This window comes from Sphingobium sp. DN12, from assembly GCF_051058005.1.
Lineage (GTDB): Bacteria > Pseudomonadota > Alphaproteobacteria > Sphingomonadales > Sphingomonadaceae > Sphingobium > Sphingobium yanoikuyae.
This window is the reverse complement of sequence record NZ_CP173717.1, coordinates 357725-374655: the sequence shown is the minus strand read 5'-3', so window position 1 is coordinate 374655 and position 16931 is coordinate 357725. Positions and strand designations below refer to the sequence as shown.

Sequence of the window (16931 nt, the reverse complement as noted above, 5' to 3'; positions counted from 1 at the left end):
GCTCCCCCTATGATCGTCGGACGTGCTCCACGTATCCGCCAGAGTTTCCAGACCGCATGGCGCGCGCTGATCGCGCTGTTCTTCTGGGATCTGGCGGTCACCATCTTCTACTTCATCTCGCCCTTCAAGGCGCCGGCCCTGCCGCTCACCATCTTCGGCACCGCCCTCGCCCTGGTCCTCGGCTTCCGCGTCAACTCCGCCTATCAGCGCTGGTGGGAGGGCCGCATCCTGTGGGGGGCGATGGTCAATGTCTCGCGCAGCTGGGCGCGCGCGGTGATGAACTTCATCCCCGACCGGGCCGAAACGGCGGACCTGCGCCAGACCCTGGTCGAACGCCATATCGCCTATGTCCAAGCGCTGCGCTGCCAGCTCCGCCGGATCGATCCGGCGCCCGATGTGCGCCGCCTGCTCGCCGGCCCGGAGATTCCGGAACTGGGCCGCCGTAACCCCGCCAACGGCCTGCTCGACGGATCGGGTCGCCGGGTCGAACAGGCGCGCGCAGATGGCTGGATCGACAGCATCCAGCAGACCCAGATCGAACGGCTGCTGGTCGACATGTCGAACGCGCAGGGCGGCATGGAGCGGATCAAGAACACGCCGCTGCCCGCCCAATATCGCAGCTTCCCCAAATTCTTCACCCGGCTCTTCTGCATCCTGCTGCCGATCGGCCTGGTCGAGACATTGGGCATCGCCACCCCGGTCGGATCGGCGGTCGCGGGCTTCATGTATCTTGCCGTGCTGCAGATCGGCGACGATCTGGTCGATCCGTTCGGCAACGACGTCCACGACCTGCCGCTCGACAGCATCACCACCACGATCGAGGCGGACATGTGCGACACGCTCGGCCGCGAAGGGCCTCCGCCGGTCCAGCCGGTCGACGGCGTGCTCTGGTAAAGCCAAGCGCCGCCCACCAATCCTGCCGTCATCCCGCATGCGATGCGGGATCCATTCAGCGCTCCCTATCTGGCCTAGTGCAGAATGGATCCTGATTTTCGTCAGGATGACGCCCGTAGAGATTGGCAGGCTTCGACCAGGCAGCGGCCCATCCCATCATCGTCACCCTGAACTTGTTTCAGGGTCCATTCCTCCCAATAGACCAATGGCTTGTTAGGCTTGATAGATGCTGAAACAAGTTCAGCATGACGTAGGTGGGATGACCGCTTCCCACCCTCGATCGCTGTCCACAGAGCCGATCGCACAAAGCGCTCCCCGCAGCGGCCTGTCCGCTTATGGCCGGAAAAGCTGTCCGGCGCGACACGATCAATTTTGCCTCTCGCCTGTCTGATGCCGCTTGCCAATTGCGGACATTACCCGTTGTGATATTTTCAGTTCCATGAAAGCACGCGAGAAGAAGCAGCGACTGACCGAAGCGACTGCCCACTACCTCCGGCAGATCGGGCGGAAGGCGCAAAAAGGCGTGGAACCGAACGATCGCCGGTTTGATCACAAACTGGACGAAAAACTAAAGCGAATGCGCCCCGAAGACGTCGATGCTCTTTTTCGTGACGAAGATTGCTAGGGCGGCAGCTCGCCGCTCATCATCCGTCCAAGTCAACCACCGACAACGACCATTTGCGGCGGTTTATGAGATAGCGTAGATTTCCCGCTACCGGACGGAGAGCATAGATGCGCAATCAACTTCAAAGGGCCGTGATTGCTCTTGCGCAGCCTGCGGCGATACAACTCTCCTTATTTCCCGATTTTGTATGCAAGGCAGACGAACTCGCTCTCGATTTTGAGAGTGGTCTTGATGTGCTGATGGGATACGAGCACGAAATCACCGCCGAGCAACGCGCAGCCATTGAGGCTTTAGACCAACTGTTGGTTTCGATGAGTGGCGAGAAGTATGCTTATTTCTGGACAGATGAAGCAGTTCTTAGCGATCCCACTTGGGAAGCTATTCGTGCCTTGGCAAGATCGGCAGCGCTCATTTTCAGCTGGGATTTGAGCCATGTCTCGCCCTCCGATTCTGTATATATTCCGGCCGGGAAATAGGTCTGAAATCGACCAGAAGTTGCCGTTCCTAGTTCCTCCCCAAGCTTGTCTTGGGGAGGTGGCAGCGCGAAGCGCTAACGGAGGGGCAATGACGCGACCTCATCTACTTGCCCCTCCACCGCCTTCGGCGGTCCCCCTCCCCAAGCAAGCTTGGGGAGGATTATGGACAGTCGCCTACCACCCATCCCAGCCCTTCGGCGAGCGTCGAATCTGTCCACGCCGACCTAGCCCCGCTTCCCCTTCCCCTCGATCAGCACCGCCTGCTGCCAGCGGCTCGGCGCCTTGTCGGTGCGGTGGATGCAGCCGGCCCAGCAGCAGGGCCGCTTCTTGCCCTCCTGCAATTCCTCGACAGTGCGCGCAATGCGCCGCGCGCGGGTCGCGGCCTGCTTGGCATCCTCGACCCAGCAGATGAACTCGTTGCGGCCAAGCGGCGTCAGCCCCTGCCACAGCGCGAAGATGCCGGCATCGGCCCGGATCGCCGCCTGCATGTCATCGGCCGCCTCATGCACCGTGCCCTGAAGGAAATCGTCCGTCACCCAGCCTCTCCAATCATTGCGATGCGCAGGCTAGGCGGAAAAGGCCGGCTCCGCCAGCGCCAGCCCATGCGCCCGGATCGCGCCGGGCCAGCCTTCCGCCGCCGCCTCGAACGCCGCCTTGTCCCTGGCATAAAGCGCGCGGATCGCCGCTTCATAGCCGGCCCGGTCGCCCGCCATCGCGGTCAGGAAATGATAGGTAGCGTCCATCGCCGCGCGGGGCGACGGCTTGTCCGCGCTCGCCTTCACTGCGTCCTCCACCAGCTGGCGCAACGTGGCGGAGGCGCCGCGCGGCTGCGCCGCCAGCCAGTCCCAATGGCGCGGCAGCAGGGTGATCTCGCGCGCCTGCACCCCCATCTTGGGTCGCCCACGCCCCCGTGGCCCGGCACGCGGCGCCGCATCGACCTGCAGGTCGATATCCACCTGCCGTCCGGTGCGATCGTCGAACAGCAGGATATTCTGCGCGTCATCCCCCATGGCGCGCAGCGCCGCGCGCACTTCATCCTCGTCGCCGGTCGCGATCCAATAGTCGCCCGAAAAGGCCGTCAATGTGCGGTCCATGCCGAATCTCCTTCGACACGGGATTTATTACCCGGATATAATAGAGTCAATAATATCCGGATTAAATTCAGATATCGCGCAGTTCGACCCAGGTCGGCGCATGGTCGCTCGCCTTTTCCCGGCCACGAAACGCCTTGTCGACCTGGGCATCAACCAGCCGGTCGGCCGCCGCCGGGCTCAGCAGCAGATGGTCGATGCGGAAGCCCGCGTCGCGCGGCCAGGCCCCGGCCTGATAGTCCCAATAGGTCCACACGCCCCCGGCCGGATGGCGGGTCAGGATCGAATCGGTCCAGCCGTCGCCCAGCAGCCGGCGATAGGCCTCCCGGCTTTCGGGCTGCATCAGCGCATCGTCGGCCATCGCCTTGGGCGAATAGATATCCACGTCGCGCGGGATGACATTATAGTCGCCGGCCAGGATGGCGGGCACTTCCTCCGCCCAGATTTCCGCCGCCCGTTCCCGCAGCCGCTTCATCCAGCGCAGCTTGTAATCGAATTTCGGCCCCGGCTGGGGATTACCGTTGGGCAGGTAGATGCTGGCGACCCGCACCCCCTTCACATCGGCTTCCAGATAACGGCTCTGCTCGTCCTCGGGCTCGCCCTCCAGGCCCCGGCGCACCTCCACCGGCTGGTCGCCGCGCGCCAGGATGGCCACGCCGTTGAAGCCCTTCTGCCCGTGCCAGATCACGCCATAGCCGGCATCCTCGATATCCTTGACCGGGAAGGTCTCGTCGGACGTCTTGATTTCCTGCAGGCAGGCGATGTCGGGCCGGGTCTCGTCCAGCCATTCCAGCAGGCGCGGCAGCCGCGCCTTGATGCCGTTGATGTTGAAGGTGGCGATACGCATAATGGACCTGTCTCTTTCGCTGTCCACTTCCCTTTAGAGAAGTGGGCTGCGTCTACAAGCCAATGCGCCGATCAGACCGAGAAGCTGGTGCCGCAGCCGCAACCGGCGGTCGCGTTGGGATTGGTCACCTTGAACGCCGCGCCGCCCAGGTCCGACACGAAATCGACCGCGGAACCGCGCACCAGGTCCAGGCTGACATCGTCCACCACCAAGGTCACGCCATCGCGCTCCACCGCCAGATCCTCGGCCTCCACCTGCTCGGCCAGACCAAAGCGATATTGGAAGCCCGAACATCCGCCGCCTTCCACGGCCAGCCGCAATATGGCGGGCTTGCCCTGCTTGGCGGCGATCGCCGCGACGCGCGCGGCAGCGGAGGGGGTGAGGTCAATATCGGCCATGGCGCCTAGATAGGATCAAGCAAAAGCCCCGGCAACCCATGGGCACCGGGGCTTTGGAAAAGTCGGGATCAAAAGCGGTCGATCAGTCGACGGCCTTTTCGTCCGCCTTGGTCGGGCCGCCCATGGCGACCGGCGGCTTGGTGTTCATCGCGATCAGATAATCGGGACCGGCGACGAACGGGATCGGGTTGATCGCCGCGCCATCGACGCGGACTTCATAATGGAGGTGGCTGCCGGTCGAACGGCCGGTCGAACCCATCAGGCCGATCACCTGTCCGCGATGGACATAGCTGTTCGGCGCAACCAGCAGCTTCGACATATGGCCGTAGCGGGTTTCCATGCCGTTGCCATGCGAGATCTGGACCAGGTTGCCATAACCGCTGGCCCAGCCGGCGCGGCTGATGATGCCGTCGGCGGTCGCGTGGATCGGGGTGCCGATGGGCCCCGGAATATCGATGCCCTTGTGCATGCGGGCGCTGCGGTTGAACGGGTCGGAACGCACGCCGAAGTTCGAGGTCAGCGACAGCTTCTCGACCGGGCGGCCCGAAGGGATATAGGCTGCGGTCTTGGCGTTGCCGTCCATGCGCTGCAGGCTGGAGAAGATGTTGGAGAAGCCGACATCGGCCGGGCCGAGCGCGCTGGTGTTGATTTCCGAGGCGTCGCCATATGGATCATCTTCATCCTTGGCGTTGGCCGGGGCTGCGGCGCACATCACGCCTACCATGCCGACCATCCCGAAAATCTTGGCCGTCTTGCTGGCCGATTGGAACCAACGCGCACCCAGCGCATTCACAGTACGAAGAATCAACATGCCGACCCCGACTTATGCCCGCGAAGGCTTTTGCCTCTCGTGGGTTCCCCATGTTCAATAAAATGGCGACCTAGATCGCCCCCGCTGGATGCAGACTGCAAATCGCCGCTCAGCTTGCAAGCGCGTCGTAGAAATCCCGCGTCAAACCGGCCTGCCGACGCGCCGAGTCGTTGAACGGTGGCTTAACGCTTCCCCGAAAATGGCGTTTCACAAGGATTTGGTAATGTTTGACGGGGTCTAGCCCCAATCGGTTCGTCGCCTGGTTGAACCATGTCGTCCCCGCCGACACATGGCAAATCTCATCCGTCATAATCCGCTGCAACATCTTTGCGGATATATGGTCGCCCACCCCCTCGAACCGCGCGATCGTGGACGGCGTGATATCGAGCGCGCGGGCTTCCAGCACCATCGGCACCACGGCCAGCCGCGCCAGCGCATCGCCCGCCGTCTCGCTCGCCGCCTGCCACAATCCGTCATGCGCGGGCAGCGCGCCATAATGGCTGCCCAGCTGCCGCAGCCGCCGGTCAAGCAGCGCGAAATGCATCGCCTCGTCCGCACCGACCCGCATCCATTCGTCGGTGAAGCCCGCCGGAAATTCACCGCCGAACCGCCCGATCAGGTCGAACGCCAGGTCGATCGCGACAAACTCGATATGCGCCAGTGCGTGCAGCATCGCGATCCGCCCGCGATCCGTGCCCATCTTGCTGCGCTTGGGCATTTGCCCCGGCGGCAGCAGTTCGGGCGCATCAGGCCGGGCCGGCCGATCGGGCATCGCCACGTCGAACCGATGCGCCAGCCGGCCCAGTCGCCAGCTACGCGCCACCGCCCGCGCCGCCATCAGCTTAGCGGTCGGGTCGGCAATGGTCAGCACATGGGCGCAACCCGCGCCCACGGAATCAATCGCAGGTGGCAGGGTCAAAGCGCCTTCGCCGCCTCCAGCACCTCGGCGGCATGGCCCTTGACCTTCACCTTGGGCCACACCCGCACGATCTTGCCGTCGCCGTCCGCCAGGAAGGTCGCCCGCGCGATCCCCATATATTGGCGGCCATAAAGCGACTTTTCGACCCAGGTGCCGAACGCCTCGCACGCCGTGCCCGGCTCGTCCGACGCCAGCGTCACCGTCAGCCCATATTTGTCGCCGAATTTCTGCAGCTTGGCCGGCTTGTCCTTCGACACGCCAACCACCGCCACGTCCAACGCCGCAAATTCGCTCGCCAGTTCAGTGAAATCCTTCGCCTCGCTGGTGCAGCCGGGCGTGTCCGCCTTGGGATAGAAATAGACCACCACCGGCTTGCCGCGATAGCGCGCCAGGCTGAAATCCGCGCCATCCGCATCCGTCAGCGCCACGTCGGGCAGCATCGCTCCCTGTTCAAGCATCTTGATCCTCCTGATAGGGCGCGGCCAACGCGCGCCATGCGTCGCCGACGCTTTGCCGGGCCTTGGCATAGCTTTCAAGCAGCGCTTCCCAATCACCCGCGCCACAGGCCCGCGCCACCAGCGGCCGGGTCGCCTCCGGCGGCTCGGTCGACTTGGGCGACACCAGCCGCGACACGATCAGGAAGCGGGTGATCAGTTCCTGCGCCGGGATCAGCTCGGCGGGCAGATGGCCGGCCGCCACCAGCTCGGCCAGCGCCTGGCCCAGATCCGGGTCGAACCCCAGGCGATAATGGAACTGGCTGATGTGGATCAGGAACTCGATGTCGACTAGCCCGCCGGGCACCAGCTTGACGTCCAGCTCGCTTGCCGGCGGCTTGTGCCGGGCAATATCGCCGCGCATCTTCACCGCCTGCCGCGCCAGTTCGTCGAAATCGCGCGGCCGTTGCAGCGTCTCGGTCAGGATCGCCTCCAGCGCGCTACGCGCCTGCGCCGATCCAAATACCGGCCGCGCCCGCGTCAGCGCCAGATGCTCCCAGGTCCAGGCTTCCTCACGCTGATATTTGGCGAAACTGTCGAGGCTGACCGCTAGCAGCCCCTGCGCGCCCGACGGCCGCAACCGCGTATCCACCTCATAAAGCGGCCCCGCCGCCGTCGACACCGACAGCGCATTGGTGATGCGCTGGCCGAGGCGGTTGAAATATTGGGTCGCACCCAGCGGCCGTGCCCCGTCCGATTCCGCCAGAAAATCGCCGGTAAAAAGGTAAACCAGGTCCAGGTCCGACGCATGGGTCAGCACCCCGCCGCCCATCCGCCCCAGCGCCAGGATCACCATCTCGCCGCCCGGCACCTTGCCATGCGCGCTCTCGAACTCGGCCACGGTGGCGCCCGCCAGCGCCTCGATCGCCGCTTCCGCAACCCGGCCATAGCCGCGCCCGGCCTCCAGCGGATCGCCGCCCCGCACGATCTGCACGCCCAGCGCGAAGCGGCGATCATTCACCCGCTGCCGCACCCGGTCGAGCAGCGCCTGATAATCCTCGCCCGCCTCCAGCGCGGAAAATTGCTGCGCCAGGACATCGACCGGCGGCACGGGGTCAAAGGCCGACGCATCGATCAGCCCTTCGAGCAGTTCGACCCGACGGCTCAGCACATCGGCCAGCGCGGGCGCATGGCTCAATATCTCCGCCAGCAGTTCGACCAGCCCCGGCCGCGCGCCCAGCAGCTTGAAGAAGTTGATCGCGCTCGGCAGCCGGCCGATCATGTCGTCCAGCCGGTTGAGCGCCCGCCCCGGATCGGGCGCGGTGGCGAGCGCCGGCATCAGCACCGGCAACAGGCGCTCCAGCGCCTCGCGCGATGCGCCGCTGCGCAACGAGCGGATCGTGCCGTCGCGCCAATGGGCGACCCGCGCGGCCGCCCAGTCGGCATCGGCAAAGCCCATTTCCTTGAGCTGCGCCTTCAGCTTTTCCTCGTCATGCGACAGGCTGCCATCGTCGGGCGCGGCGGTCAGCCGGTCATAATTGGCCCCGACCCATTCGACATGGGGCCGCAGCAGGTCGAGCAGCGCCGCCGCGTCCGCCAGGCCATGCAAGCGCGCGACATTGTCCAGCGAGTCCGGGTTCTTGGGCAGTTCATGGGTCTGGCGATCCTCGACCATCTGCAAGCGATGCTCGATCGTGCGGAACAGGACATAGGCTTCGTCCAGCCGCGCGGCCACCTCCGCCTCGATCACGCCCGCCGCCGCCAGCGCCCGCAGCGCCGTGCGCGTATGGCCCGACCGCAGCGATGGATCGCGCCCGCCATGGATCAGCTGATGGACCTGGGCGAAAAACTCCACCTCGCGAATGCCGCCCCGCCCGCGCTTCAGGTCATAGCCCGGCCCGAACGCCTGCCCCTGCGCATAATGATCGCGGATGCGCCGGCTGATGTCAGTGATCGCGTCGATCGCACCGAAATCCAGGCTGCGTCGCCACACGAACGGCCGGATCTGGCGCAGGAAATAGTCGCCCAGCGCCATGTCGCCCGCCGCCGGCCGGGCGCGGATGAAGGCGGCCTGTTCCCAGCCCATCGCGGTCGATTCATAATAGCCGATCGCCGCCTCCACCGGCAGTGCGATCGGCGTCGCTTCGGGCGACGGCCGCAGCCGCAGGTCGACGCGAAAGACATAGCCGTCGCCGTCCCGCGCGTTCAGTATCTCGCTGACCCGCCGGCCGATCCGCACCGCCGCGTCCGCCACATCCTCCCGCTCGCCATGCGGCAGGGTGGTGGGGTCATAGAGCAGGATCGGGTCGATATCGGACGAATAATTGAGCTCGCGGCTGCCATGCTTGCCCAGCGCCAGCACGACGAAGCCCTGCGGCACGGCATCGGGGTAACGTTCGGCAAAGGTCGCGGCCAGCGCCTCCGCCAGCGCCTGGTCGGCAAAGTCGGACAGGGTGCGCGTCACCCGATCCATGTCCCAGGCGCCGGCCAGGTCTGCTGCCGCCGTCACCAGCGCAATCGCGCCGCGCCGCCGCCGCAGCGATTTGGCCACCCCATCCTCTGGCACGCCCTGCGCCTGCGCCGCCGCCATCGCCGCGTCGAAATCGCCCGCCGCCAGCAGCGCGACGACGGCCGGATAGCGGTCCATCTGCCGCGCCAGAAAAGGCGAATGCGCGCGTATCCGCGCTTCCAGGTCGATCCAGTCCGTCACGCTTCCGTCTCCTTGTTGACGGCGATATCGCGTCCGAATGCGACGAAATCCAGAAACTTTTGGCTTACATGGCCGTTCTGTCTCTCATGGAAATGCAGCGCAAACCTCTTGGCCGATCGGCACCGGGACAGGACAGCGGCGGCGCCCGCGTCGTCAACGTCGCCCTGCCCCTGCCCTATGAGGGCGTGGGCAAGGCGCTGCGGTGCAGCTTCTCCGCGCAGCGCGACACTCTGCCGGACGACATGCTGGCCCTGCTGGCAAAGCTTGATCAGCATTAACCAATAAAGCGCAGACATTTTTTCATGTCTTGCCGCTAAGGCCCGAATCTCTTTCCATTTTCAGGCGGGAATGCGGGTCAATCGATGATGTACAAGGTCTTTGCCGGCGGCACGCTGGTGGTCGCACCGATGATCGTCCTGGCGCTGCAGAATTTCGCGCCGCATCACCAGCCGCTTCCTCAGCCTAGCGAAGAACAGCCGGTCGCCACGCCGGTCGCGCCGCCGCCTCCACCGGTCGCCCCCAGTGCGCCGCAGGACTTTGCCGTCCCGTCCTCGGGGGAGCCGATGGCCGATGCCGGCCAGCCCAGCATCATGCCGCCGCTGGACGCGGCCGCGTCCGTCAGTCCGGGGTCGGCGGGCTCGCCCCCGCCGGGCTCCCCCAACGCCGAACATTGATCGCAGCTACAGCGCCCCTTTGAACGTGTCGCACTGGGCCGGATCGCCGCTATCCAGCCCCTTGCGCAGCCAGCTCATGCGCTGCTCGCTGGTACCATGGGTGAAGCTTTCCGGCACCGGGCGGCGCCCGGCCGACTTCTGCAGCGTATCGTCGCCGATCGACTGCGCCGCCTTCATACCCTCTTCCAGATCGCCCGCTTCCATCAGCCCGGTGCGCTTGGCCCAGACGCCAGCATAGCAGTCGGCCTGCAATTCCACCTTCACCTGCAACGCATTGCCCTGCGCCTCGCTGACGCGGCGCTGCTGCTGGTTCACCTGACCCAGCGTGCCTTCCAGATCCTGGACATGATGGCCTACCTCATGCGCGATCACATAGGCCTGGGCAAAATCGCCCGGCGCGCCGAAGCGGTCGCGCAATTCGGTGAAGAAGTCGGTGTCGAGATAGACCTTCTGGTCGTTCGGGCAATAAAATGGCCCCATCGCGCTTTGCGCCGCGCCGCAGCCCGACGTGCCGCTCTGCGCATAGAAGGACAGGATGGTCGGCTGATAGGTCTGGCCGGCTTCCTTGAAGATCTGGCCCCAGACCCGCTCGGTCGATCCCAGCACCTTCAATGACCAATGCTGGATCTCGGTCAGCTTGCTCGCATCCTGGCTGCCCGCCGGCGCGCTCTGCGGCGCCTGCTGCTGCACGCCGCCACCGCCGCCCAGCAGGCTCAGCGGATTGACGCCCATCACCGCCAGGATGATCAGCACCACGACGATGCCGCCACAGCCGAAGCGACTGCCGATCAGCGGCAACAGCAATCCCAGACCGCCCATCCCGCCGCCGCCGCCAAAACCGCCGCCGCGTCCGTCCTGCACCTCGAAATTGCTGCTTTCCTGTTCGTCGTCGAGCCGCACCCTGGCCTCCCTCGCATCCTGTTCCTGTGCCTACTGCATAACCGGCTGGCTGCAAACCATCCGCTGCCGATGCACGTTCCATCGACGGGAAGGACTTTGTTACGAGACATTAAGTTGGAATGGCCGGACCAAAACCTATATTGCAGTGCGACATGGCCGACACCGAATCCCGACCGCGCCGCCGCGCCACCACGCCCCTCCCCCTCCCCCGCGAAGTCGCATTGCTGTTGCAGGGGGGCGGCGCGCTCGGCTCCTTCCAGGCCGGCGTCTATCAGCGGCTCGATGAGCTCGGGGTCGATGTCAGCTGGGTCGCGGGCATTTCGATCGGCGCGGTCAATGCCGCGATCATCGCTGGCAATCCACCGCACCGGCGCCTGAGCCAGCTCAAGAAATTCTGGCTGACCGTCTCGGGCGGCATGCCCAACATGATCCTGCCGGAAATCGACCATATCCGCGAGGCCGCCCATCTGATGGCCGCCGGCACGGTCGCGACCCTGGGCGTGCCCGGCATGTTCCGCCCGCGCCTGTGGCCCGCGCCGCTGATGCCCGAAGGATCGGCCGGCGCGATCAGCTTCTATGACAGCGCGCCCTTGAAGGACACGCTCGACGCCTGCGTCGACTGGGATCTGCTCAATGACGGCCCGGTCCGGCTGTCGGTCGGCGCGGTCGATGTCGAGACCGGCAATTTCGCTTATTGGGACACGCGCGGACCGGGCGGCAACACCCGCATCGACGCGCGCCATATCATGGCCTCGGGCGCGCTGCCGCCGGGCCTGCCCCCGGTCGAGATCGATGGGCGCTGGTATTGGGATGGCGGCATCGTCTCCAACACCCCGCTCGCCCATGTCCTCAACCACCAGACCGACGACATGCTGGTATTCCAGGTCGATCTCTTCCCGGCCGAAGGACCGATGCCGCGGCAGATGACCGATGTCTATTCGCGCATGAAGGACATCCAGTATAGCAGCCGCACCCGCCAGGTGACCGACCAGTATCTGCGCCTGCGCCGCGAGCATGGCGCGATCAAGGCGCTGCTCGACAAGCTGCCGCCCGAGCTGCAGGACGGGCCGGAGGCGCAGAAGCTGCGCGACATGCTCGATGGCGGATCGGTCAACATCGTCCACCTCATCTACCGCACCCGCGCCTGGGAAAGCGGCGCGAAGGATTTCGAATTTTCCCGCGCGACCATGCTCGATCATTGGAGCCAGGGCCGCGAGGCGGTGGAGGAAGTGATGCACAAGGGCGACCTCATCGCCCGCAACATTCTCGACGGAAAGAGCGCGACCTTCGATCTCGACGCGCCGGATCATCTCAAGGAGAAAATGGCATGAGCAAGTCCCTCGCTGGCAAGACCGCCCTGATCACCGGTTCCACCTCGGGCATCGGGCTTGCCTATGCCAAGGCGCTGGCCGGCGAAGGCGCCAATGTCGTGATCAACGGCTTTGGCGACGCGGACGGTATCGAGAAGGAACGGCTCGGCCTTGAAGCCCTCTCGGGCGCCAAGGCGCTCTACAGCGGCCATGACCTGACCAAGGTCGATCAGATCGAGGCGATGATGCAGGAAGCGGCCGATGCCTTCGGCGGCGTCGACATCCTCATCAACAATGCCGGCATGCAGCATGTCGCCCCGGTCGAGGAATTCCCGCTCGACAAATGGGACCTCATCATCGCGCTCAACCTCAACGCCGCCTTCCACACCACGCGCCTCGCCATTCCGTACATGAAGGACAAGAAGTGGGGCCGGATCATCCAGACCGCCTCGGCCCACTCGCTGGTCGCCTCCCCCTTCAAGAGCGCCTATGTGACCGCCAAGCATGGCCTCAACGGCTTCACCAAGACGGTCGCACTGGAAGTCGCCACCTTCGGCATCACCGCCAACTGCATCTCGCCCGGCTATGTCTGGACTCCGCTGGTCGAAAACCAGATTCCCGACACGATGAAGGCGCGGAACATGACCCGCGAGCAGGTGATGAACGACGTGCTGCTCGCCGGCCAGCCGACCAAGCAGTTCGTCACCGCCGAACAGGTCGCCGCCACCGCCCTCTATCTCTGCAGCGACGCCGCCGCCCAGATCACCGGCGCGAATCTCTCGATCGACGGCGGCTGGACCGCCCAATAAGCACCATCGCCCGGTCGATATGACCGGGCACGCAATTGACTCCCCTTCCCCCTTGGCCGCGAACTGACGGCCAAAAGGGGAAGAGGATCGCGCCATGGCGCCAGACCAGTGCCGCATCACCGATCAGGTCGCCATCGTCACCGGCGGCGGCGCAGGCATCGGCCGCGCCATCGCGCTCGCCCTGGCGGAGGCCGGCGCCGACATCGTCATTGCCGACATCATCCCCGAACGCGGAACCGAAGTCGCGGCTCGGGTCGCGGAGCATGGCCGCGCCTGCCTTACCATCCCGACCGACATGGCCCAGCCCGATCAGGTCGCGGCGATGGTCGACGCAGCCCAGGCCCGCTTCGGCCGCATCGACATCCTCGTCAACAATGTCGGCGGCGTCAGCCGGAAGGTCTTTCTCGACCAGAGCCAGAATAGCTGGCGCCGCCATATCGACCTCAACCTCGTCTCGATGCTCGCCGCCACCTCGGCCGCCGTGCCGCACATCATCACGGGCGGGCGCGGCGGCGCCATCATCAACGTCTCCAGCATCGAAGGATCGCGCGCCGCGCCGGGCTATGCCGTCTATGCCGCGTGCAAGGCGGGGATGAACAATTTCACCCGTAGCATGGCGCTCGAACTGGCCGACCAGGGCATCCGCGTGAACGCGATCGCGCCCGATTTCACCACGACGCCGGGCACGCGCGGCAATCCCCCCGGTCCGGTCGATGAAGCGACATGGTTCCCCGTGCCGCCCGCCATGGCCGATGCCACCGCCCGCCGCATCCCGCTGCGCCGGCCCGGCATCGACCGCGAATGCGGCCAGGCCGCCCTGTTCCTCGCCTCGCCGATGAGCAGCTACATCACCGGCACCATATTGCCGGTCGACGGCGGCAGCTGGGCCTCGTCCGGCTGGGTCCGCAACGCCGCCCGCCAATGGGTGCTGGTCGAACCGCATGGAGTGTCCGACGCATGAAGATCAACGTCCCCCTGCCCTTCGACCATGCCGATCTGCCCGACGAGTTCGGCACGATGGCCGCGGTCGCCGAAATCGGCCGCACGATCGAACGGGCCGGCTTCCACGCCGGCCTCGTCACCGACCATCCGGTGCCGACCGGCCGCTGGCTCGACGTCGGCGGCCATCACGCCCAGTCGCCCTTCGTCATGCTGGCCCTGCTCGCCGCCCACACCACGACGCTGCGGCTCCAGACCGGCATCCTCGTCCTGCCCTATCGCAACCCCTTCATCGTCGCGCGCGACATCACCACGCTCGACGCCTTCGCCGACGGCCGGGTGACGCTCAGCGTGGGCGCGGGCTATCTCAAGGGCGAATATCGCGCGCTCGGCGTCGATTTCGACCAGCGCAACGAGCTGATGGACGAATATCTGCGCGCCATCCGCGCCGCCACCAGCGGCGAAGAATTCGCCTTCGAGGGCACGGGCTATCAGGCGTTCGGCAACCGCATCATCCCCGGATCGCCGCAAAAGCCCGGCCTACCCCTCTATGTCGGCGGCAATGCCAAGCGTGCGATCCGCCGCGTGGTCGATCTCGCCGATGGCTGGAACCCCTTCTTCACCGCCGGTGGCGGCGTCAACAGCGCCACCACCCGCACCGCCGCGATGGAGAATGAGGCCGATCTTCAGGCCGGCATCGCCTATATGCGCGACTATGCCGCGCAGGTCGGCCGCACCGCATTACCTGACGTGATCCTGGGCGGCGTCAACAAGCCTGGCGAGGATCTCTCCAACCAGCAGATCGTCGACCGCATCGGCATCTATGCGCGACTGGGCGTCACCGCCTGCGGCGTCACGGTAAAGGGCCGTACCCGTTCCCAATGGTGCGACAATGCCGCCCGCATCGGCGAAGAGGTGATCGCGAAGATCTAGGGGACGCCGATCACCGTTTCGGGCTGCTCGGGATAGGCACGCAGCAGCGCGTTGCACAGTGCCGTGGCGGCGCTAGCCCGCTTGTCGGCCGGGCGCACCGTCACCGCACTGCCGCTCCAGATCACGGCCGCGTCGCCGCGCCGGTGCAGGCGCATCTCCAGTTCGGTGCGTTCCAGCGCGACATGGCGCGTCTTGCCGGACGGCACCGCCAGCGAGAGGCTCGATCCCACCGCGCCGGATACGCCGCCAGGCATCAGGTCGGAATTGCTCTTCTCGACCTTGCCGGTCCCGGTCCCGACCTCGGACGCGCGGATGACCAGTTCCATGACCAGCGCAGCATGGCCGTCGTCCAGCAAAGTGAAGCCCTTGTCCGACAGGGCCAGGGTGGCTGCATCGACAAAGGCGTCGGCCGCGCCCGCCTGCCCGCTCGCATCCTCCCGCATGGATACCGATATGGTGCCACCGCTCGGCACATCCGCCGCCGATGCCATCACCGGCAGCAGCATCGCCGCCGCCACCATCAGCATGGACCGCGCCCATTTCCGCGCGCCAGGCAATCGCTTCTGATCCATCAAGGCTCGATCATCCATCCCAAGCCGAACAGGTCGGCGGCCAACAACTATATGCCTAGCCGAGCGGCGGCCCGCCGACAATCGCGCGCCCTCACCGGTCCAGCCGCGCCATTCTCACACGATATTCATTTGCCTTCCCGCGCCCGGCATGACAGCGGCGGAGCATGACGAACCGATCGCCCCGCCATCCGCTCCTGATCGCGCTGCTGCGCTGCAAGCCGGTGCTCGACTTCATCGGCGACGATCCCGACAGCAAACCGCTCGCCCGCAATATCGGTCTGTTCCAGCTGACCATGCTGGGCGTGGGCGCGACCATCGGCACCGGCATCTTCGTCGCCCTGACCACCGCCGTGCCCGAAGCGGGGCCGGCCGTAACCCTGTCCTTCGTCATCGCCGGCATCACCGCCGCGCTGACCGCGCTCTGCTATGCCGAAATGGCCTCGGCCGTACCGGCGTCGGGCTCCTCCTATTCCTATGCCTATGCGACCATGGGCGAACTCGCCGCCTTCCTGATCGGCAGTTGCCTGCTGCTGGAATATGGCGTCTCCGCCTCCGCCATCGCCGTGGGATGGGGGCAGTATCTCAACGAACTTCTCTCGATCAGCACCGGCTGGCGCCTGCCCGACATCATCGCCCGGCCGCCGGGCGCGGGCGGCATCGTCAACCTGCCCGCCGTGCTGCTGGTGGGCCTGTGCCTCATCCTGCTGCTGCGCGGCACGCGGGAATCGACCACCGCCAACGCCATATTGGTGATCGCCAAGCTCGCCGTGCTGGCGCTGTTCGTCGCTGTCGCGCTCGCCCATTTCCAGCCCGCCAATTTCCATCCCTTCGCGCCCAAGGGCATGGTCGGCATCGGCGCCGCCGCCTCCTCCATCTTCTTTTCCTATATCGGCATCGACGCGGTCTCGACCGCGGGCGAGGAAGTGCGCAATCCGCGCCGCGACCTGCCGCTCGCGATCATCCTGTCGCTGCTGATCGTCACCGCCGCCTATATATTGGTTGCAGTCGCGGCGATCGGCGCCCAGCCTTGGACAGAATTTGCCGGGCAGGAAGCCGGCCTGGCCGTCATCCTCCACAACCTCACCGGCGCAGGCTGGCCGGCGGTGATCCTGTCACTGGGCGCCATCGCCTCGATCTTCAGCGTCACCCTGGTGGTGATCTACGGCCAGACCCGCATCCTCTATGCCATGGGCCGCGACGGGCTGCTGCCCGCCTTCTTCTGCCGGGTCGATCCGGTGCGCCATGTGCCGCGCCAGAATACATGGATCGTCGCGATCGGCGTCGCCCTGCTCGCCGCCTTCGTGCCATTGGACGTGCTGGTCAACCTTACCAGCATGGGCACGCTGATCGCCTTTGCCACCGTGTCGATCGGCGTCATCATCCTGCGTCGCACCCGGCCGGACCTGCCGCGCGGCTACAAGGTGCCCTTCTATCCGGTCCTGCCGATCGCCAGCACGCTCTTCTGCGCCTATCTGATTTTCGGCCTGCCGGCGGACACCTATGCGCTGTTCGCGGTCTGGGTCGGTGCGGCCGCCCTGCTCTATTTCGGCTATTCGATGCGGCGCTCGGCACTGGCCCAGCGCTGATCG

General features: G+C 65.8%; 20 protein-coding genes. 10 read left to right on the top strand and 10 right to left on the bottom strand.

From position 1 onward, the window contains the following. Positions 1–9: 9 nt before the first annotated feature. From ACI6S0_RS01825 to ACI6S0_RS01815, 3 genes are all read left to right on the top strand, one after another. Positions 10–894, top strand: a complete 885-nt coding sequence (locus ACI6S0_RS01825; RefSeq protein ID WP_048939596.1) for a bestrophin family protein — start codon at positions 10–12, stop codon at positions 892–894. A 439-nt stretch (positions 895–1333) separates the two neighbouring features. Further along, complete coding sequence (locus ACI6S0_RS01820) at positions 1334–1519, top strand: hypothetical protein (protein WP_434404734.1); 186 nt, start codon at positions 1334–1336, stop codon at positions 1517–1519. Between the two features lie 107 nt (positions 1520–1626). Continuing rightward, positions 1627–1995 (top strand): hypothetical protein, encoded by a 369-nt coding sequence (locus tag ACI6S0_RS01815; RefSeq protein ID WP_097382407.1) that lies wholly within the window; start codon positions 1627–1629, stop codon positions 1993–1995. Between the two features lie 224 nt (positions 1996–2219). Here ACI6S0_RS01815 and ACI6S0_RS01810 read toward each other — a convergent pair whose 3' ends face one another. The 8 genes from ACI6S0_RS01810 to ACI6S0_RS01775 form a co-directional block, all read right to left on the bottom strand. Beyond that, complete coding sequence (locus ACI6S0_RS01810; protein WP_004211013.1) at positions 2220–2531, bottom strand: YdeI/OmpD-associated family protein; 312 nt, start codon at positions 2529–2531, stop codon at positions 2220–2222. A 30-nt stretch (positions 2532–2561) separates the two neighbouring features. Then, positions 2562–3089 carry a DUF2239 family protein gene (locus tag ACI6S0_RS01805; protein WP_434404733.1) on the bottom strand — a complete coding sequence of 176 codons (528 nt, stop codon included), beginning with the start codon at positions 3087–3089 and terminating at the stop codon, positions 2562–2564. Between the two features lie 67 nt (positions 3090–3156). Beyond that, positions 3157–3933, bottom strand: a complete 777-nt coding sequence (xth, locus tag ACI6S0_RS01800) for an exodeoxyribonuclease III (protein WP_004211011.1) — start codon at positions 3931–3933, stop codon at positions 3157–3159. Positions 3934–4004: 71 nt separating this feature from the next. Further along, positions 4005–4331 (bottom strand): iron-sulfur cluster insertion protein ErpA, encoded by a 327-nt coding sequence (erpA, locus tag ACI6S0_RS01795; protein WP_004211010.1) that lies wholly within the window; start codon positions 4329–4331, stop codon positions 4005–4007. 82 nt (positions 4332–4413) lie between these two features. Then, complete coding sequence (locus ACI6S0_RS01790; protein WP_004211009.1) at positions 4414–5142, bottom strand: M23 family metallopeptidase; 729 nt, start codon at positions 5140–5142, stop codon at positions 4414–4416. A gap of 109 nt (positions 5143–5251) precedes the next feature. Next, positions 5252–6061, bottom strand: coding sequence for a ferritin-like domain-containing protein (locus ACI6S0_RS01785; RefSeq protein ID WP_434404732.1), 810 nt, complete (start codon positions 6059–6061; stop codon positions 5252–5254). After that, a complete protein-coding gene (gene bcp, locus ACI6S0_RS01780) occupies positions 6058–6519 on the bottom strand; it encodes a thioredoxin-dependent thiol peroxidase (RefSeq protein WP_434404731.1) in 462 nt (153 codons plus the stop codon). The genes ACI6S0_RS01785 and bcp overlap by 4 nt, the downstream gene beginning before the upstream one ends. Continuing rightward, entirely contained in the window at positions 6512–9205 is a 2694-nt protein-coding gene (locus ACI6S0_RS01775) for a bifunctional [glutamine synthetase] adenylyltransferase/[glutamine synthetase]-adenylyl-L-tyrosine phosphorylase (protein WP_434404730.1), read from the bottom strand. Before ACI6S0_RS01775 ends, bcp begins: the two co-directional genes overlap by 8 nt. A gap of 86 nt (positions 9206–9291) precedes the next feature. Here ACI6S0_RS01775 and ACI6S0_RS01770 point away from each other — a divergent pair, with 86 nt between their 5' ends. Both ACI6S0_RS01770 and ACI6S0_RS01765 read left to right on the top strand, forming a co-directional pair. Continuing rightward, positions 9292–9483 carry a hypothetical protein gene (locus ACI6S0_RS01770; protein ID WP_161733012.1) on the top strand — a complete coding sequence of 64 codons (192 nt, stop codon included), beginning with the start codon at positions 9292–9294 and terminating at the stop codon, positions 9481–9483. A gap of 84 nt (positions 9484–9567) precedes the next feature. Further along, positions 9568–9879, top strand: coding sequence for a hypothetical protein (locus ACI6S0_RS01765; protein WP_434404729.1), 312 nt, complete (start codon positions 9568–9570; stop codon positions 9877–9879). Between the two features lie 6 nt (positions 9880–9885). Here the strand turns inward: ACI6S0_RS01765 and ypfJ are convergent, their stop codons facing one another. Continuing rightward, on the bottom strand, positions 9886–10779 hold the full coding sequence (ypfJ, locus tag ACI6S0_RS01760) for a KPN_02809 family neutral zinc metallopeptidase (protein WP_017502757.1): 894 nt from the start codon (positions 10777–10779) through the stop codon (positions 9886–9888). 152 nt (positions 10780–10931) lie between these two features. Between ypfJ and ACI6S0_RS01755 the strand changes: the two genes are divergently transcribed. The 4 genes from ACI6S0_RS01755 (at position 10932) to ACI6S0_RS01740 (ending at position 14770) form a co-directional block, all read left to right on the top strand. Further along, entirely contained in the window at positions 10932–12110 is a 1179-nt protein-coding gene (locus tag ACI6S0_RS01755; RefSeq protein WP_004210996.1) for a patatin-like phospholipase family protein, read from the top strand. Beyond that, positions 12107–12898: a 3-hydroxybutyrate dehydrogenase gene (locus ACI6S0_RS01750; RefSeq protein WP_434404728.1), complete on the top strand. Its 792-nt coding sequence runs from the start codon at positions 12107–12109 to the stop codon at positions 12896–12898. The genes ACI6S0_RS01755 and ACI6S0_RS01750 overlap by 4 nt, the downstream gene beginning before the upstream one ends. A 94-nt stretch (positions 12899–12992) precedes the next feature. Further along, positions 12993–13859, top strand: coding sequence for an SDR family NAD(P)-dependent oxidoreductase (locus ACI6S0_RS01745; RefSeq protein WP_434404727.1), 867 nt, complete (start codon positions 12993–12995; stop codon positions 13857–13859). Then, on the top strand, positions 13856–14770 hold the full coding sequence (locus tag ACI6S0_RS01740) for a TIGR03619 family F420-dependent LLM class oxidoreductase (protein WP_434404726.1): 915 nt from the start codon (positions 13856–13858) through the stop codon (positions 14768–14770). Before ACI6S0_RS01745 ends, ACI6S0_RS01740 begins: the two co-directional genes overlap by 4 nt. Here ACI6S0_RS01740 and ACI6S0_RS01735 read toward each other — a convergent pair. After that, entirely contained in the window at positions 14767–15297 is a 531-nt protein-coding gene (locus ACI6S0_RS01735) for a hypothetical protein (protein WP_434404725.1), read from the bottom strand. The genes ACI6S0_RS01740 and ACI6S0_RS01735 overlap by 4 nt on opposite strands. Positions 15298–15506: 209 nt before the next feature. Between ACI6S0_RS01735 and ACI6S0_RS01730 the strand changes: the two genes are divergently transcribed. Continuing rightward, positions 15507–16928: an APC family permease gene (locus ACI6S0_RS01730; RefSeq protein WP_161732948.1), complete on the top strand. Its 1422-nt coding sequence runs from the start codon at positions 15507–15509 to the stop codon at positions 16926–16928. The last annotated feature ends 3 nt before the right edge of the window (positions 16929–16931 follow it).

Excerpts from the sequence above, each read along its gene's own strand:
- ACI6S0_RS01825 (WP_048939596.1), top strand. The coding sequence starts at position 10 with ATGATCGTCGGACGTGCTCCACGTATCCGCCAGAGTTTCCAGACCGCA.
- ACI6S0_RS01820 (WP_434404734.1), top strand. The coding sequence starts at position 1,334 with ATGAAAGCACGCGAGAAGAAGCAGCGACTGACCGAAGCGACTGCCCAC.
- ACI6S0_RS01815 (WP_097382407.1), top strand. The coding sequence starts at position 1,627 with ATGCGCAATCAACTTCAAAGGGCCGTGATTGCTCTTGCGCAGCCTGCG.
- ACI6S0_RS01805 (WP_434404733.1), bottom strand. The coding sequence starts at position 3,089 with ATGGACCGCACATTGACGGCCTTTTCGGGCGACTATTGGATCGCGACC.
- xth (WP_004211011.1), bottom strand. The coding sequence starts at position 3,933 with ATGCGTATCGCCACCTTCAACATCAACGGCATCAAGGCGCGGCTGCCG.
- erpA (WP_004211010.1), bottom strand. The coding sequence starts at position 4,331 with ATGGCCGATATTGACCTCACCCCCTCCGCTGCCGCGCGCGTCGCGGCG.
- ACI6S0_RS01790 (WP_004211009.1), bottom strand. The coding sequence starts at position 5,142 with ATGTTGATTCTTCGTACTGTGAATGCGCTGGGTGCGCGTTGGTTCCAA.
- bcp (WP_434404731.1), bottom strand. The coding sequence starts at position 6,519 with ATGCTTGAACAGGGAGCGATGCTGCCCGACGTGGCGCTGACGGATGCG.
- ACI6S0_RS01770 (WP_161733012.1), top strand. The coding sequence starts at position 9,292 with ATGGAAATGCAGCGCAAACCTCTTGGCCGATCGGCACCGGGACAGGAC.
- ACI6S0_RS01765 (WP_434404729.1), top strand. The coding sequence starts at position 9,568 with ATGATGTACAAGGTCTTTGCCGGCGGCACGCTGGTGGTCGCACCGATG.
- ACI6S0_RS01755 (WP_004210996.1), top strand. The coding sequence starts at position 10,932 with ATGGCCGACACCGAATCCCGACCGCGCCGCCGCGCCACCACGCCCCTC.
- ACI6S0_RS01750 (WP_434404728.1), top strand. The coding sequence starts at position 12,107 with ATGAGCAAGTCCCTCGCTGGCAAGACCGCCCTGATCACCGGTTCCACC.
- ACI6S0_RS01745 (WP_434404727.1), top strand. The coding sequence starts at position 12,993 with ATGGCGCCAGACCAGTGCCGCATCACCGATCAGGTCGCCATCGTCACC.
- ACI6S0_RS01740 (WP_434404726.1), top strand. The coding sequence starts at position 13,856 with ATGAAGATCAACGTCCCCCTGCCCTTCGACCATGCCGATCTGCCCGAC.
- ACI6S0_RS01735 (WP_434404725.1), bottom strand. The coding sequence starts at position 15,297 with ATGCTGATGGTGGCGGCGGCGATGCTGCTGCCGGTGATGGCATCGGCG.
- ACI6S0_RS01730 (WP_161732948.1), top strand. The coding sequence starts at position 15,507 with ATGACGAACCGATCGCCCCGCCATCCGCTCCTGATCGCGCTGCTGCGC.